10 protein-coding genes are annotated in these 16,122 nt (G+C 61.4%); 5 read left to right on the forward strand and 5 right to left on the reverse strand.

Features of this window, described 5'->3' with window-relative positions:
• Positions 1–3: 3 nt before the first annotated feature.
• The 5 genes from J2X66_RS26110 to J2X66_RS26130 form a co-directional block, all read right to left on the reverse strand.
• Positions 4–1,887 carry a TonB-dependent receptor domain-containing protein gene (locus tag J2X66_RS26110; RefSeq protein WP_310270412.1) on the reverse strand — a complete coding sequence of 628 codons (1,884 nt, stop codon included), beginning with the start codon at positions 1,885–1,887 and terminating at the stop codon, positions 4–6.
• 169 nt (positions 1,888–2,056) lie between these two features.
• On the reverse strand, positions 2,057–3,955 hold the full coding sequence (dxs, locus tag J2X66_RS26115) for a 1-deoxy-D-xylulose-5-phosphate synthase (RefSeq protein WP_310270415.1): 1,899 nt from the start codon (positions 3,953–3,955) through the stop codon (positions 2,057–2,059).
• 92 nt (positions 3,956–4,047) lie between these two features.
• A complete protein-coding gene (gene ispA, locus J2X66_RS26120) occupies positions 4,048–4,935 on the reverse strand; it encodes a (2E,6E)-farnesyl diphosphate synthase (RefSeq protein WP_310270418.1) in 888 nt (295 codons plus the stop codon).
• Positions 4,932–5,174 (reverse strand): exodeoxyribonuclease VII small subunit, encoded by a 243-nt coding sequence (locus J2X66_RS26125; RefSeq protein WP_007894317.1) that lies wholly within the window; start codon positions 5,172–5,174, stop codon positions 4,932–4,934. Before J2X66_RS26125 ends, ispA begins: the two co-directional genes overlap by 4 nt.
• Positions 5,175–5,344: 170 nt before the next feature.
• Complete coding sequence (locus J2X66_RS26130; RefSeq protein ID WP_310270421.1) at positions 5,345–6,487, reverse strand: Fic family protein; 1,143 nt, start codon at positions 6,485–6,487, stop codon at positions 5,345–5,347.
• Positions 6,488–6,765: 278 nt separating this feature from the next.
• Here J2X66_RS26130 and J2X66_RS26135 point away from each other — a divergent pair, with 278 nt between their 5' ends.
• The 5 genes from J2X66_RS26135 to J2X66_RS26155 are packed head-to-tail and all read left to right on the forward strand — an operon-like array spanning position 6,766 to position 16,121.
• The gene (locus J2X66_RS26135; RefSeq protein WP_310270424.1) at positions 6,766–7,557 is read left to right on the forward strand and encodes a DUF2135 domain-containing protein; all 792 of its coding nucleotides are present in this window, start codon (positions 6,766–6,768) and stop codon (positions 7,555–7,557) included.
• 36 nt (positions 7,558–7,593) lie between these two features.
• Positions 7,594–9,303, forward strand: coding sequence for a DUF2138 domain-containing protein (locus J2X66_RS26140; protein ID WP_310270426.1), 1,710 nt, complete (start codon positions 7,594–7,596; stop codon positions 9,301–9,303).
• Positions 9,288–9,938, forward strand: coding sequence for a DUF1175 family protein (locus tag J2X66_RS26145; RefSeq protein ID WP_310270428.1), 651 nt, complete (start codon positions 9,288–9,290; stop codon positions 9,936–9,938). The genes J2X66_RS26140 and J2X66_RS26145 overlap by 16 nt, the downstream gene beginning before the upstream one ends.
• Positions 9,935–14,500, forward strand: coding sequence for an alpha-2-macroglobulin (locus J2X66_RS26150; protein WP_310270430.1), 4,566 nt, complete (start codon positions 9,935–9,937; stop codon positions 14,498–14,500). Before J2X66_RS26145 ends, J2X66_RS26150 begins: the two co-directional genes overlap by 4 nt.
• Before the next feature lies 1 nt (position 14,501).
• Positions 14,502–16,121, forward strand: a complete 1,620-nt coding sequence (locus J2X66_RS26155; protein WP_310270432.1) for a DUF2300 domain-containing protein — start codon at positions 14,502–14,504, stop codon at positions 16,119–16,121.
• Position 16,122 lies beyond the last annotated feature (1 nt).

Below are 16,122 nucleotides of genomic sequence, written 5' to 3' on the forward strand. Positions count from 1 at the left end.
AGATCAGATTTTCGGTGTCCAGGTCACCCCAAACATCAACGCCCGACCTTCCTCGCGATACCCATACTGGCTGCCCTCATAGCTATACAGCGCCCGGCTATAGCCCTTATCCAGCGCGTTATCCAGCTTCAGCTCAAGCTTGATCTCACGATCGAGCTCCCAACTGCTGCGCAATCCGAGCAACGCATACCCACCCAGTGGTTGTTGATTGTTCAAGTCGTCGTAACTGCTGCTGACCGCTTGCCAACTGGCGCCGAGGCCCAGGCGATCAAATTGTCGATCCAGGTCCAGGCTCAATGTCCGCCGTGCACGACGGGCCAGGGTATGGCCGGTATCGCGGTCGCGCGGGTCAATGATCGCCACGCCAAGGTTGCTCTGCCAGCCGAACAGTTCCTGTTTCAGTGCGGCTTCGAAACCGTTGATCCGCGCCGACGCCACGTTCTCTGGCCGCGAGTTGCTGCCGAAAATAATCGCGTCTTCAAGGTCTGTGCGGTAAAGCGACGCTTCCAGGCGACTGTTTTCCGTCAACTGGCTGCGCCATTGCAGTTCATAGCTTTTCGACGTTTCGGGTTTCAAATCCGGGTTGCTGAAGTCCGGATAGTACAAGTCGTTGAACGTCGGCGCTCGAAAGCCTTCGCTGTAGGTCAGCAGCACGTCGTTGTCCGGATTCACCGGCAAGGTAAGGGTGCCACTCCAACTGTTCTGGCCGCCAAACTGTTGGTTATCGTCGTGGCGCAAGCCCAGCTCGGTGGAGAAGCTGTCCGCCCGATAGTGATGCTGGACAAACGCCGCACGGTTCCAGCGACTGTCTTCATCGAACACGGTAGTGCTGTTGATCCGGTCTTCGTACCAGTCGCCGCCCAGAAGCAGGCTATTGCGGTCGTTGAGCGTCAGGTCGTTCTGCCAGTTCACCGAGTCGCGGTAGGTGTTGAAGACGCTGCGTTCATCGCTGAGCTTATCGAGGGTCTTCTCGCGGTTTTCGCTGTGGCCGAATTCGACGCGAGTTTTCCAGATGTCGTTAACCCGCGCATCGATGTAACTGCTGACGCTGCTCACCTCGAAGTCGCTGTAAGGCTGTTGCTGTACGGACTCGAAGGTGGTGGTATCGAAGCGGCCAAACGGGTTGTCGAACTCGCTTTTGCCCCGGTTATCCAGCACGTTGGCACCGATTTCCAAGTCATCGGTGAGCGCGTGACTGACGCTGAAACTGACTGATTGATTACGGTATTCATCGTGATCGCTGTCGCTGGGGTACGACTCGTGCGTGCGATTGATCCCGGCGGTTTCATTGAGGCTGGCGCCGAGGTTGAAGCGGGTTTTGTCGTCGCCGCCGGACAGCCCAAGGCTGCGCTCCCAGGTCTGGTTGCTGCCAAAACCCACGTGCATCCGCGGTTGCAGGCCTTGCTCGTCGCCGCGGCGGGTGAAAATCTGAATCACCCCGCCAATAGCATCGCTGCCATAAATCACCGAACGGGAGCCGCGCAGCACTTCCACGCGCTCGACCTGTTCGATGTTGATGTGCTGCAGGTTGCTGTCGCCCGAGGTCGAGTTGCCGATGCGCTGACCGTCCACCAGCACCAGGCTTTGCGCTGACTGGGTGCCGCGGATGTAAACCCCTGGCAGACTGCCGCGCCCGCCGGTTTGCGCGACTTGCACGCCCGGCACCCGGCTGAGCAGGTCAGTGATGCTGTTCGGTTGCAGGCGGTCGATGTCTTCTCGGGTGAACACCGTGTTGGCGGCGCTGCTGTCGTTGCGCGCTTCGACCTGACGGTTGGCGGTGATCAGCACGTCGGGCAGTTTCAACGCTTGATCGCGTTCGAAGGAGTCGGCCAGCAGTTGGCCGGCCGGCAGCAGGGTCAGCGTCAGGGCGAGGGGGGAGAGTTTCATCGGCAGTCCGTTGTGGCGCGTTGTAGCGAACAAAATGTGAAGATCACAAAAAACCAATGTGGGAGCGAGCCTGCTCGCGATGACGGTGTGTCAGTCAGGGAATTGTTGACTGTCAGTCCGTTATCGCGAGCAGGCTCGCTCCCACAGGGGATTGCGTATATCCAGCAGGTTAAATCTTGAGCAGTTGCAGGCGCTCGCGCACCGCCGCTTCGATCCCTGCCTCGTCCAGCCCACACTCGGCCAGCATCTGTGCAGGCTTGGCGTGTTCGACATAGAGGTCCGGCAAGCCCAGGTGCAGGATCGACTTGAGGACGTTCTCGCGGGCAAGGAATTCGCTGACCGCGCCGCCAGCACCGCCCATGATTGCGTTTTCTTCGACGGTCACCAGCAGCTCGTGGCTGCCAGCGATGTCGAGAACCAGCGCTTCATCCAGCGGTTTGACAAAACGCATGTCGACCACCGTCGCGTCCAGCGTCTCGGCGACTTTCAGCGCCTCGGCCAATTGCACGCCGAACACCAGGAAGGCGACTTTGCTGCCCTGACGACGAACAATGCCTTTGCCGATTTCGATCGGTTGCAGGTCTTTCTCGATGGTCGCATTCGGACCCGCGCCGCGCGGATAACGCACCGCCGCCGGACCGTTGTAGAGGTGACCGGTGGTGAGCATTTTGCGCAGTTCGTTTTCGTCGCTGGGCGTCATCACCAGCATGCCGGGGATGCAGCGCAGGAACGACAGGTCGAAGCTACCCGCGTGAGTCGGGCCGTCTTCGCCCACCAGGCCGGCGCGGTCGATGGCGAACAGCACGTCGAGGTTCTGCACCGCGACGTCATGAATCAGTTGGTCGTAACCGCGTTGCAGGAACGTCGAATAAATCGCCACCACTGGTTTCGCGCCTTCGCAGGCCATGCCGGCGGCGAAGGTCACCGCGTGTTGCTCGGCAATCGCCACGTCGAAATAGCGCAGCGGGAAACGCTCGCTGAACGCCACCAGGTCGGAGCCTTCTTTCATCGCAGGGGTGATGCCCACCAGACGCGGATCAGACGCGGCCATGTCGCACAGCCATTCACCGAATACACCGGAATACTTCGGTCCGCTGGCCTTTTTCGGGGCAGCGGCCGGAGCGTCCAGCGGTTCGAGCTTGGTGATGGCGTGGTAGCCGATCGGATCGACTTCCGCTGGTGCGAAGCCTTTGCCTTTCTTGGTGACGACGTGCAGGAACTGCGGGCCTTTCAGGTCGCGCATGTTGCGCAGCGTCGCGATCAGGGTCGGCAGGTCATGGCCGTCGATAGGACCGATGTAGTTCCAGCCCAGTTCTTCGAACAGCGTGCCGGGAACCAGCATGCCTTTTGCGTATTCTTCAGTGCGCCGGGCGATTTCCCAGGCCCCGGGCAGGCGCGACAGGACCTTTTTGCTGCCTTCACGCATGCTGGCGTAAGTGCGGCTGGAAAGGATCTTCGCCAGATAATTCGACAGGCCGCCGACATTGCGCGAGATCGACATGTCGTTGTCGTTGAGGATCACCAGCATGTTGGCGTTCACTTCCGGCGCGTGGTTCAGCGCTTCGAAGGCCATGCCGGCGGTCAACGCGCCGTCGCCGATCACGGCAATCGCTTTGCGATCACTGTTTTGCAGGCGGGCGGCAATGGCCATGCCCAGCGCAGCGCTGATCGAGGTGCTGGAGTGGCCGACGCCAAAGGTGTCGTACTCGCTCTCGGAACGACGCGGGAAGGCCGCAATACCGTCCTTCTGGCGCAGGGTGCCCATGCGCTCGCGACGGCCGGTGAGGATTTTATGCGGATAAGCCTGATGACCCACGTCCCACACCAGCCGGTCGTCCGGGGTGTCGAAGACGTAATGCAGCGCGATGGTCAGCTCGATGACGCCCAGGCCGGCACCGAAATGCCCGCCGGTCTGACCGACCGTGTAGAGCAATTCCAGGCGCAACTCATCGGCCAGGGTTTCCAGCTCGGCTTCGCCTAACCGGCGCAGGCCGTCCGGCGTGTTGGCACGGTCGAGCAAGGGCGTGGTCGGGCGCTTGCGGGGAATCTCATGAAACGTCGTGGGCATCAGGCGAATCGTTATAGGTATAAAAGATGCGGCAGTTTACCTGATGCATCGCCCCCTGCCCACGCGTTGCTTTTAACTTGGCCGATACGCTGTCAGCTACGCCGGTCGACGATATAGCGGGCGAGGTCGCGCAAAGGCTCGGCGGCCGCGTCAAACGGTCGCAGTGCGTGCAGGGCCTGATCGCGCAGTTCCAGGGCGTAAGCCTTGGCCGCGTCGAGGCCGAGCAGGGCCGGGTAGGTTGGTTTGTCGCGAGCGATGTCCGCGCCCTGGCGTTTGCCGAGGGTTTCGGTATCGCTTTCGACGTCAAGAATGTCGTCCTGCACCTGAAAAGCGAGGCCAATGGCCTGTGCATAAGTCTGCAACGCTTTCAGTTCGTCCTTCTCGGCACGGCCGCTGGCCAGGGCGCCGAGTTTGACGCTGACTTCAATCAGCGCGCCGGTCTTGTGCCGGTGCATGTACTCAAGGGCTTTTTGATCGAGCTTGAGGCCGACCGAACCGAGGTCGATGGCTTGACCGCCGACCATGCCCGCCGGGCCTGCCGCGACGGCCAGGGCGCTGACCATCTGCAGGCGGGTCTCGGCGTCCGCTGCGTTCAGGCGCGGGTCGAGCAGGGCGCTGAACGCCAGGCTCTGCAAGCCGTCACCGGCGAGGATGGCGCAGGCTTCATCGAATTTCTTGTGCGTGGTCGGCTGGCCGCGACGCAGATCGTCGTCGTCCATGGCCGGCAAATCGTCGTGTACCAGGGAATACGCGTGAATCAGCTCCACTGCGCAGGCCGCGCCGTTGGCTTGCTCGGCTTTGCCGCCCAGCGCTTCGCAAGCCGCGTAAGCCAATAACGGTCGTACACGTTTGCCGCCATTCATCACGCTGTAGCGCATGGCTTCATAGAGACGGGCGAGCTCGGGGCTGGGTGCGTTGAACAGGGTTTCCAGTGCCGCGTTGACACGGGCCTGGCTGGTCGCCGAATACGCTGCAATCATTCTGGCTGATCCGCGTCGAAGGGTTCCTCGGCCAGCTCGCCATCACGCTCGAGCAGCACTTGAACCTTTTGCTCGGCCTGGGCCAGCGCCGCCTGGCAATCGCGGGTCAGACCGATGCCTTGCTCGAAAGCCGTCAGCGAGTCTTCCAGCGACAGTTCGCCGTTCTCCAGACGCTCTACCAGCGTTTGCAGGTCAGCGAGAGATTGTTCGAAATCCAGTGCAGCTTTTTTGCGGGCCATGGCGGCTATTTCCGGTTGACGTTAAACCGGCGCGACACTAGCAGACATGGGGGTTATGGGCAAATGGGCCGGGCATTTCGGCGACAGCACCGGCGGCAACCGGATCACCTGCACCGCATCCTTTGTAGCAGCAGGCTTCGCCAGCTGCTAAAGCTCACCCTATGGCTTAATTATGCTGAGTCATCCGGATAGCTGACCTGATAGCGAGTACTACGCCCGCCACCGGGCAGGCGTTGCAGACAACCCTTCTCCAGCAACTCTGTCAAATGGCGGGTGGCGGTGGCTTTCGATACTTTCGCCACGGCTTGATATTGAGCCGCGCTGATCCCGTCCGCGAAGCCTCGCTTCCCACCGTCCAGCATGCGATTCAGTACCTTGATCTGCTCGGCTGACAGTTTTGCGTCCCGATTCGCCTGCCAGAAGCGCGCCTTGCCCAGTACCGCTTCGATCCGCGTCATGGCCTGCTGCAAGCTGCGCAGCAGGGTTTGCAGAAACCATTGCAACCACTCGGTGATGTCCGTGGAGCTTTTCTGGCAGGTTTCCAGCACTCGGTAATAGCTGGAGCGGTCGTCCAGGATGCTCGCTGACATGGCGTTGAAGCGGATCGCCTGCGCCTCTCCCTGAGCCAGGGCGAGATCGGTAATGGTTCGCGTGAGGCGACCATTGCCGTCGTCAAAGGGGTGCAGGGTGACGAACCAGAAGTGCGCGATGCCGGCCCGCAACAAGGGATCGAGCCCGTCCTGCTTCTGGCTGGCTGCAAACCAGGCAAGAAACGTATCGAGCTGCTGTTCAAGCCCAAGGCGTGGCGGTGCTTCGTAGTGAATGGTCGGTTTGTCCAGTCGCCCGGACACCACCTGCATCGGCTCATCGCCACGCAGCTCGCCGATATGGATCGAACGGGCGGCAACATTCATGTCCTGATCGGGAAACAGCCATGTATGCCACTCCAGCAACCGCGGCAGTGTCAGCGGTTGTGCGAAGCGTTGAGTGGCGTCGAGCATTAACTGCGCCAGCCCTTCGCTGCGTTGGCTGACTTTATCGCCATCGACCACCCCCAGGCCCAGGCGCCGCGCCAGTGACGAGCGGACCGAGCCCACGTTGAGCTGTTCACCCTCGATGGCTGAAGACGTCACGATGTTTTGTAACAGCGCGTCCATTTCGTTCTGTGCGCTGAGTGAGCGATCCACGGAACTGGCCATGCCCATCAACCGGCCTTGCGCCTGTACGCACTCACGCAATAGCGGCGTCAGGCGTTCGGATTGCCAGGTGAAATTCGGCCAGTCGGGCTGTTGCCAAATCCAGTGAGGTGCCATGACCACGGGTAACTCCAAAGTGAATGAGCCGAATAATAGCCTTATTCGGCTCATCTTGTGAGCCGAATAAGGTCGCTATTCGGCTCACGTCCCCACTTCTTCGTGATGCCTACAGCAAATCAAGAGGTATCCGATTGTTAAAAAACTGCCGAATCGCTAACCTTCGCGCCTTCTACGACCCAATAGTCACGGGTCTTTCTGACGAAACGCAGTATTTGGATCTGTAACGCGCCGAGGATCGGGCGCAAGGTTTCGTTATGCATGGCAGGAGGCGTCACATGCGTTCATTTCTTTTGCTGTTGATGGGGCTGGCCTGCGCGAGCGCCGCCTGGGCCGAGCCGACGGCTGAGCTGTCGGAGCCGGTCGGCGGCTGGCGCTATAACGGCCTGCTTGATCGCAGCGAAAATCCGCAAGTCGCCTACCCCACGCCGCCCATCGACCGCGGTGTGCAGCGCAATCGCACGATGATCGAAGGCCAGCTCAAGGCCATCGGCACGCAACGCGGTCCGCACACCCTCGCGGTCAACGGCAATCCACTGAACCTGTACACCGACGACGAAGGGCGTTTCGCCCGGCCGTACGCGTTTGGCGCGGGTTCCAACAGCGTCGAAGTGCGCAGTGCCGAAGGCAAGTCGCTCAAGCGCGTTCAATTCTATGAAGCCAATGACCTGCGCACGCCGGCACGGATTCGCGTGGTGCTCGGTTGGGACGACCCGAAAGCCGAGCTCGACCTGCACATCATCACCCCCGACGGCCAGCATGCGTTTTTCGCCCACACGGCGTTGACCAATGGCGGCGGCCTCGACCCGGACGGCGTCGATGGCCCCGGCCCGGAAATGTTCACCATGACTGCGCCGCTGCATGGCACCTACCTGGTTTATGTGAACTATTGGGGCAACTTCGGCAGCGAAGGCTATAACTTCGATGAGACCAGTAACCAGAACGAGGTCATCACCTCGCAAATCAACCTGGTGCTCAACGAAAACACCGTCGACGAAAAACGCGAGACCTTCATCGTGCCCCTGCGGGCCATCGGTGACCTGTTGCTGGTCAAGACTTTCAACTATTAAGCATCCCGCACCACGGATGAATTGGGCGTTGTGAACATGAGCGATAACACTGTATCTCCGGCTGCGCAAACACCAGCCGCCAAAACTCCTCGCCGCTGGCCGGCGCTGCTGGTCGGCTTGGCCCTGGTGGCCGGCGTCGCGGGCGGGTTGGGGTGGTTCATGCACAAACCCAAGGCTCCGCCGGCGCAATTGGCCAGTGACAAACTGGGCATGAGCCGGCCGGACGGTCTGCTCGAAACCCATTCCCTGAGCCAATTGCCCAAGGACCTGCTGGCGGTGCCGTTCCTCAAGGAAACGCTGACCGAAGATTTCGTCTTCTATTACGAAGCGCACGTCGATCGCCTCGGCCTGATCGGCAGTCTGCGGCGGATCATCTACGAACATGACCTGAAATTGCAGGACAGCCTGATCGAGCAACTCTTCGATCAACCGGCCGACGTGGCGCTGTGGCGCGGGGCGGATGGCCGGCTCAAGGATTTCCTGTTGGTGATGGATCGCGGTGGCCTGGCCAAGGTGCTGGAACCGCTGGCCAAAGTGGCGCTGGACGATTCGCAGTTGACCCAACTCAGTGTTGTGAAAGTCGGTGCCGACGACGTGGCGCTGTATCAGCTCACCTACAACAACAAAGCGCTGGTGTTCGCCTCCCATGGCGACAAACTGGTGGTGCTGTCCAATCCCGCCAAACTCTACGACCCGAGCAACGGCTCAAGCGATGAGCGCGGCAGTGTCTCGACCACGGCTATCGCCGCGTTGCTCAACGGCGACAAACTGTTCCCCGAAGCCTTCGGCCTGCCACTGCGTGCGCCGGAAGTGAAGCAACGCCTGTCGGTCAATTCGAGCGTGTTGGCCATGGGTTACCAGCGCTTCATCCCGAATTTCGCCGGGCTGCGTTTCGACATGGACGACAAGGGTTGGCACAGCTTCCTTGCGATGGATGAACTGGACGATCAGCCGGACTTCGATTTCAAACCGATCTGGCAAGCCATGCCGATGGGCGCCAGTGCCTGCGTGGCCTTGCCGCTGGCCGCTGAACAGCAGAAACCGTTGCTGGTGAAACTCGGCGCCGAAGAGCCGGTGGCCCAGGCGTTGACCGAACACATGGCGGGTGCGGCAGGCTTGTGCTGGTACGCCGATTCGCGTCTGTACACGCCGTTGCTGGTGGCCAGCCTGAATGACAAGGACAGCGCCAAACTCGACGGTGACCTCGGCACTTTGTTCGGCTCGATGGTCGGGGCCTATGAGCCCAATGTTGAAGAACACGTGTTCCCGGTGATCGAAAAACAGGACGGCCCAACCCACCAATGGCAGCGTCAGGTCAGCTCCAACTTCGGTCCCTACAAAGCCAAGGACGCTGAAGATCCGGACGCGATCTCCGGCAAGGCCTTCATGAAAGTCAGTCTGGCCCGTCACGGCTCGACGCTGCTGTTTTCCCTCGACGACAAGCTCGTCGACAAAGCCCTCGGCACCCTCGACAAGCGCTTCCCGCCGATGGCCGACGTGGTGCCCAAAGACCTGCTGATGCCGGTCTACTTCGGCCCGGATTCGATGGCGCAACTGATGCAACAGGAAACCCTCGACAGCCTGCCGCAGGACATGGAACCGGTGTTTTACAACGCCGCGCAAACCTACCTGATCCCGAAACTGCGCAAGCTCGGCGGCTACGGCAAGTACGCCCTGACCTTGCCTGAAGGCAGCGAGCCCGACGGCCATTGGCAATGGCTGCCGCTGGAATGGAAAGCCCTGTGACCGCACTCATCCGCGGCCTCGGCCTGCTGGCGCTGTTGCTGGGCAGTCGCGCCTTTGCCACTGAGGCAGCGCCGCTGGATCCGCAGCAATCCCAGGTGTTCCGCGCCTGGTTCGTGCGCATCGCCCAGGAACAACTGACCCAAGGCCCGAGCCCGCGCTGGTATCAGCAGGACTGCGCGGGGCTGGTGCGGTTCGCTGCCAACGAAGCGTTGAAAGTCCATGACGACAAATGGCTGCGCAGCAATGGCTTGTCCAATCGTTACCTGCCGCCGGAACTGCAGTTGAGCGAGGCGCAACGCGGTCTCGCCCAGCAGTGGCAGCAGGGCGGCGGCAAGGTCGGGCCGTACGTCAACGCGATCAAGCTGATTCAGTTCAACAGCCATCTGGTGAGTCGAGACGTGGCGCAAGCCCGGCCCGGCGACCTGATGTTTTTCGATCAGGGCGACGACCAGCACCTGATGATCTGGATGGGCCGCTATATCGCCTATCACACCGGCACCACCACCCCCACTGACAACGGCATGCGTTCGGCAAGCCTGCAGCAACTCATGACATGGAAGGACACCCGATGGATACCCGACGCAGCCAACCCCAACTTCATCGGCGTCTATCGACTGAATTTTCTCTCACAATGATCGGTGCCCGCATGTTGCGTTTTCTGCCTTTGCTGTTGGTTTTGCTGCTGCCGTTTTCGGCGGTCAACGCCGAAGACACCGTCGCGCCGAGCGGCTACACGCCGGTGGCCGGTGAAAGCTTTTTCCTGCTGGCCGACAGCAGTTTCGCCAGCGACGAACAGGCGATGGTTCGCCTCGAAGCGCCGGGTCGCGATTATCGTCGGTTCCGCATGGAGCCTTACGGCGGTGCCGACATTCGCGTGTACCGCATCGACAAGCCGCTGGATTTCCTCAAGCGCCAGAAGAACCTGCACCGCGTGGTCAGCGATGGCCAGTTCAAGGGTGAAGGGCTGTCGAATACCCTCGCGTACCTGTGGGACAACTGGTACCGCAAATCCCGTCGCGTGATGCAACGGGCGTTTTCCTACGAGTCCCGTCAGCAAGTCACCGAGGAAGTGCCGGAACTGAAAATGGGCACCGCCATCGCCGCGCCAACGCCTTACGACGCACAGCCGCAATTCGCCCTGATCCCGGGCCTGCCGGTGGTCAGTCAATTCCGCTATCCGCTGTGGCAAGCGAAACCGATCCAGCCGCCTGAGGGCGTGAACCTCGCCGGTTCTTCCAGCGAGTTCGTCAGCGTCGCACCGGGTAACGTGTACATCCCGTTGGGCAACCTGAAACCGGGTCTGTACCTGGTGGAAGCGCTGATCGGCAAGTACCGCGCAACGACGATGGTCTTCGTCTCGAACACCGTGGCCGTGAGCAAGATCGCCGGTGATGAACTGGTGGTGTGGGCTGCGCGCAAACACGAAGGCAGTTCGGTGCCGAAAGTGAATGTGTTGTGGACCGATGGCCTCGGCGTGATGAGCAGCGGCGCCACCGATAGCGATGGTTTGTTGCGCCTGAAACACGTCAGCCCCGAGCGTTCGTTCGTGATTGGCGAGGACGAAGAGGGCGGGGTGTTTGTCTCCGAAAACTTCTACTACGACAGCGAAATCTACGACACCAAACTCTACGCCTTCACCGACCGGCCGCTGTACCGGCCGGGGGATTGGGTGTCGCTGAAGATCGTCGGTCGCGAGTTCAAGAATGCCCGGGACTCGGTGGCGCCGACAGCAGCTGACGTCAACGTGACCGTGCTCGATGCCACTGGCACGGCGCTGCAATCGCTGGCGCTGAAGCTCGATTCCAAGGCCGGCACCCAAGGCCGTTTCCAGTTGCCGGACAATGCGGTGGCGGGCGGTTATGAACTGCGATTCAGCTACAAGGATCAGGCCTACAGCAGTGCGTTCCGTGTGGCTGAATACATCAAGCCGCACTTCGAAATTTCCCTGAACCTGGCCAAGCAGGATTACCGCACCGGCGAACCGGTGAAGGGCAGTCTGGTGCTGCTGTACCCGGACGGCAAACCGGTGGCCAACGCCAAGTTGAGCCTGAGCCTGCGCGCCCAGCAACTGTCGATGGTCGACAACGAACTGCAATACCTCGGGCAATTCCCGGTGGAGCTGACCAGCACCGAATTGACCACCGACGCCAAGGGTAACGCGACCCTCGACCTGCCGGCCGCCGAGAAACCGAGCCGCTACATGCTCACCGTGTTTGCCAGCGATGGCGCGGCGTATCGGGTCAAGACCACCAAGGAAATCCTCATCGACCGTGGCGCGGCAAGTTTCAGTTTGCGCGCGCCGCAGCGATTCAGTGCGGTGGGCGACAAGGTTGCGTTCAGCTTCGTCAATGAGGGCGCCAACGAGCAGAGCAAAACCGTGACGCCGAGCAGCTACAGCTGGGTGCGTCTGGAAGACCAGACCTCCGGCGACGGCAAACTGGCCGCCAAAGACAAAGGTTTCACCGTGGCCTTCGAGCGTCCCGGCACCTACAACCTGACGTTGAAAGATGACCATGGTCGAGTCATTGGTGCGACCAGTCATTCGGTCACCGGCGACGGCGTAAAAGCCGTGCCAGGCACCGTGGAAATCGTCCTCGATAAACCCGAGTACAAGGCCGGTGATGAAGCCCTCGCACTGATCACGTTCCCGGAGCCGATCAGCGATGCCTTGCTGTCGCTGGAGCGTGACAAAGTCGAGGCCACCGCGCTGCTGTCCAAGGGCAGTGACTGGCTGAAGATGGAAAAACTCAGCGACACCCAATACCGCGCGCGCATCCCGGTGAAGGACAATTTCGCGCCGAACCTGACTTTCTCCGTGCTCTACACCAAGGGTGGTCAATACAGCTTCCAGAACGCCGGGATCAAGGTCGTCGCGCCGCAAATCGACGTGGCCATCGCCACCGATAAAGAGGCGTATCAACCCGGTGATACCGTGTCGGTCGACCTGACCACGCAGTTCGCCGGCAAGCCGATTGCGGCGCACCTGACGGTCAGCGTGGTCGACGAAATGGTCTATGCGCTGCAACCGGAAGTCGCGCCGACCATCGACCAGTTCTTCTACCACCCGCGCCGCAACAACGTGCGCACCAGCGCGAGCCTGTCGTTCATCAGCTACGACGTGGCACTGCCGGGCAGCCCTGGCGCACCGGGTAAAGCCAACCGCAGCGAGCGGGGTGTGAAAGTGCTGGAGCGGCCGCGTCGCGAAGACGTCGACACCGCCGCGTGGCAGCCGGAATTAATCACCGATGCCAACGGCAAAACCCGCTTCACCTTCAAGATGCCGGACTCGCTGACCCGCTGGCGCATCACCGCCCGGGCCATCGCCGATGACGGGCAAGTTGGGCAGAAGAAGCAGTTCGTGCGTTCGGAAAAACCGCTGTACCTGAAGTGGAGCGGCCCGACCAAATTCCGTAGCGGCGACAAGCCGAGTCTCGGGGTGTTCGCCTTCAGCCAGGCCGAGAAACCGGTCAAGGCTGAACTGGTGATTCATTTCGGCGGCACCGATCAGCGAGTGCCAGTGACCCTGAACAACGGCATCAACTACATCGCGCTGCCGGAGTTCTCGTTGACCAGTGGCGAGTGGACCGCCGAACTGGTGCAGGACGGCAAAACCGCTGACGCGCTGACCGTGCGCCTGACCGCGACCGGTGAAGGTTGGCAGGTCACGCAAAGCCAAAGTCTGGATGTCGCCAGTGGCGATACACCGCTGACGCTGCCGGCCGACGCGACGGATATTCGCCTGCGTCTGGATGACAGTCCGCAAGCGCTGTTCCGTTCGGCGCTGGATGATCTGTTGAGCTATCCGTACGGCGGCGTCGAGCAGACCGCCAGCCGTTTGCTGCCGCTGAGCATCGCCTATCCGACGCTGGCCTCGAACCCGCAGATCCGCGACCGTTTGCGCCTGATCATGCAAAACAGCCGCCTGCGACTGGTGCAAATGGCCGGGCCTTCGGCGAGCTTCACCTGGTGGGGCATGGACGGCGAGCCGGATGCCTTCCTCACCGCTTACGCCTATTACGCCGACTGGAACGCCAGCAAGGTGCTGGATCTGAGCTTGCCGCCGGAGCATTGGCAGCGGGTGCTGGAGGTGTATTCGAAACAGGCCAAAAACACGCCGTTGTTGCAGCGCGCGCTGATCCTGTCGTTCGCCAAACAGATGCAATTGCCGGTGAACACCTTGCTCAGCGGCTTGATGGATGACCTGGCGAAAGCGGGCGAGGGCAATGCCGCGAACCTGATGGAGGATGGCGAAGACAGCATTGTCATGAGCGATCCGGACTCGGCGCTGGGCCTGGCCGCTGCGCGCGTGTTGACGGCATCACTGGCGCGCCAGTCCAAAGTGACACAGCCGGAAACTTTCAATCGTCAACTGGCGGATGCGCAGCAGCGTTTGGCGGTCAGCTCGCAGCCGTTCGCCGAAGCGTTGAACCTGTCGCTGCAACCCTTCGATCAGGTCCACGCTCAAGCGTTGCTGCAACGCTTGCTGCCCCAGCAATCGACGCTGGAACGCGCGCTGGCGCTGACCTGGCTGCAACGCAGTATCGAACAGGCTTCGCCAACCATCGCACTGGCGCCGGGTGACGGCTGGAAGAAACAGTACGGCGATACCGGTGAGATGTACTGGACGTGGCAGGGTTCATCGTCGGTGCCCGCGGTGTTGTCGCTGACCGGGACACAGGAGCGGCCATTGCGTGCCGCGTTGAGCTTCCAGACCAAACAACCTGCGGTCGATCCGATGGCGGTGACCATCACTCGTCGCTTGTCGCGTCTGGTGCCAGGCGACGAAGCCTTCACCTTCAAACTCGAAGCGGTCGGCACCCAGCCGTTGTCCAGCGACAGCCTGTACCTGGACGAAGTGATCATCACCAGCAAAGCGGCGAAACCGCTGCGCTACGGCATGCTCGAAGTGCCGCTGCCGCCGGGAGCGGACGTCGAGCGCACGACGTGGGGCATCAAGTTGATGGGCAAGGCTGGCACCGAACCGACCGCGCTTGAGAAGGCGCGTTTTGAGCCGGGTCAGATGGCTTACGCGATTCCGGTGGATGCCTTGAGCGGTGAATTGCGCCTGCGTCATCTGGTGCGCTTCTCGCAGAAGGGCCAGTTCAATCTGCCGCCGGTGCGTTTCACTCAGGTGTATGCGCCGCAACATCAGGCGCAGGAACAGAAACCGGCCCTCGGTCAGGTCACGGTTAACTGATATGACCCGGCCTCTGGTCTGGTTGCTGCTGTGTTTGATTCCTGCGCTGGCGACAGCGCAGGACGAACCGCTGCGGCTGGGCTTCAAGGGTGAACTGATTTCGTTGAACCGGACTCAGGTGATTTCACGCGAGCCGTTGCCCGCTGATGTGCAGGCGCCGTTGGGCAGCTTGTGGAAGTTGTTTGTGTACGGTTGGCTGGTGGATACCGGCGCCCATGAGCCTGCCTATGAATGTCGTGGGCAGTCGAAGGACGAGGTTTATTGCTGCACCGCCGGCGGCACGATCGAGCGTGATCAGGCGTTGGTGAAATCGTGCGGTTTGTATTTTGAACCGGCACGCTTGGGCATCACTGCCGCTGACTGGCGCACGTATTGGCAGGCGCGACAGGCGCCGGAGTGGTTGCTGGATCTGCCGTCGTTAAAACCCTCTATGCGAGTGTCCGTCGCTGAATTGCTCAAGGTGTTGGCCGTGATGCCCGCGCAGGATCAGGCGCGGCGGGTGTTGCTGGACGTGGTGCTCAATGCCGCCGACGGCAATGTGGTGGGCGAACTCGGTGGCCGGTTGCGGGTGAAAACCTGGAGCTGGCTGGGGGATCAGGATCCGTCGTCGCGTCAGGGCGGTTTTGCCGGTTGGACAACGGATAGCACGCCGATCTGGGCGGGTGGGCGCGGGACCAGTCAAATGGTGCTTCGTCATTACGCTGAGGCGTTGGCTTCGGTGTTGCCGACTGACTGGCCAGCGGACACGGGACGCTGCGTCGAAGTCGGACTGTTTTCTCGCTATCCGATCGAGCGCGTTTTGGCGGGAGATCGTGTTGTGTCTTCCGGGCCATTGCAGGGCGACTACCGCGTCGAATTCAGCAACGGCAACCAACTGGATATTCACAGCGACGGCGAACTTTTTTTGCTCAAGGACAAACTCGTCGCCCGTCTGGACCGCGAAGAATACGTCGCCCGCGTCCTCCAGCGCGAAGCCAAGCCCGAACCTGCCGAAGCCGCCAAAGCCCTGGCCGTCGCCATCCGCACTTATCTGCTGCAAAACGCCACGCGCAGTGGCGACTGCCTGAGCATCGACGACAGCAGCAGCCGCCAACGCGTCGCCCCGCGCCCGGCCACGCTTGAATCACGCAACATCGCCGCATGGACCAGTGATCTCGTGTTGGCCGGCAGCACCGTCACCTACCACTCCGACCAACCCGGCCCGGACAAACTGTCCTGGCAACAAGCCGTCGAACAAGCCAACGCCGGCCAGCGCTACGACGCGATCCTGCTGCACGCCTACCCACGCGCGAGTCTAAGCCGCTGGGACAACCCCGTCGCCTCCTGCGAAGCGCTGCCCGCCGCGCAAGACTGGCTGCAAACCCAGCGCCGCGGCTGGCGTGCGCGGTTGGAAAGCGAGGTCGGCTACAACGAAGTCAGCACCTTCGCCGTCTGCCGCCTGGCTTTCGGTCGTCCCTACGTCGACCGCGAACGCCAGCGCATTTACGTGCGCGGCGTGCTCTCGCTGCAAGACCGCCTCGACCTGACCCACGAATACCTGCACCTGGCCTTCGAAGCACACCCCAACGGCCAGGATGAAACCTACATCGAAGGGCTCGCCCGCCACCTCTTGCTGGAATAGG

Origin of the sequence: Pseudomonas sp. 3296, assembly GCF_031456615.1 — a bacterium.
Taxonomy (GTDB): Bacteria; Pseudomonadota; Gammaproteobacteria; order Pseudomonadales; family Pseudomonadaceae; genus Aquipseudomonas; species Aquipseudomonas mucoides.

What these genes read in the sequence shown, in the direction of transcription:
- J2X66_RS26110 (WP_310270412.1), bottom strand. Translation starts at nt 1,887, where the DNA reads ATGAAACTCTCCCCCCTCGCCCTGACGCTGACCCTGCTGCCGGCCGGC.
- dxs (WP_310270415.1), bottom strand. Translation starts at nt 3,955, where the DNA reads ATGCCCACGACGTTTCATGAGATTCCCCGCAAGCGCCCGACCACGCCC.
- ispA (WP_310270418.1), bottom strand. Translation starts at nt 4,935, where the DNA reads ATGATTGCAGCGTATTCGGCGACCAGCCAGGCCCGTGTCAACGCGGCA.
- J2X66_RS26125 (WP_007894317.1), bottom strand. Translation starts at nt 5,174, where the DNA reads ATGGCCCGCAAAAAAGCTGCACTGGATTTCGAACAATCTCTCGCTGAC.
- J2X66_RS26130 (WP_310270421.1), bottom strand. Translation starts at nt 6,487, where the DNA reads ATGGCACCTCACTGGATTTGGCAACAGCCCGACTGGCCGAATTTCACC.
- J2X66_RS26135 (WP_310270424.1), top strand. Translation starts at nt 6,766, where the DNA reads ATGCGTTCATTTCTTTTGCTGTTGATGGGGCTGGCCTGCGCGAGCGCC.
- J2X66_RS26140 (WP_310270426.1), top strand. Translation starts at nt 7,594, where the DNA reads ATGAGCGATAACACTGTATCTCCGGCTGCGCAAACACCAGCCGCCAAA.
- J2X66_RS26145 (WP_310270428.1), top strand. Translation starts at nt 9,288, where the DNA reads ATGGAAAGCCCTGTGACCGCACTCATCCGCGGCCTCGGCCTGCTGGCG.
- J2X66_RS26150 (WP_310270430.1), top strand. Translation starts at nt 9,935, where the DNA reads ATGATCGGTGCCCGCATGTTGCGTTTTCTGCCTTTGCTGTTGGTTTTG.
- J2X66_RS26155 (WP_310270432.1), top strand. Translation starts at nt 14,502, where the DNA reads ATGACCCGGCCTCTGGTCTGGTTGCTGCTGTGTTTGATTCCTGCGCTG.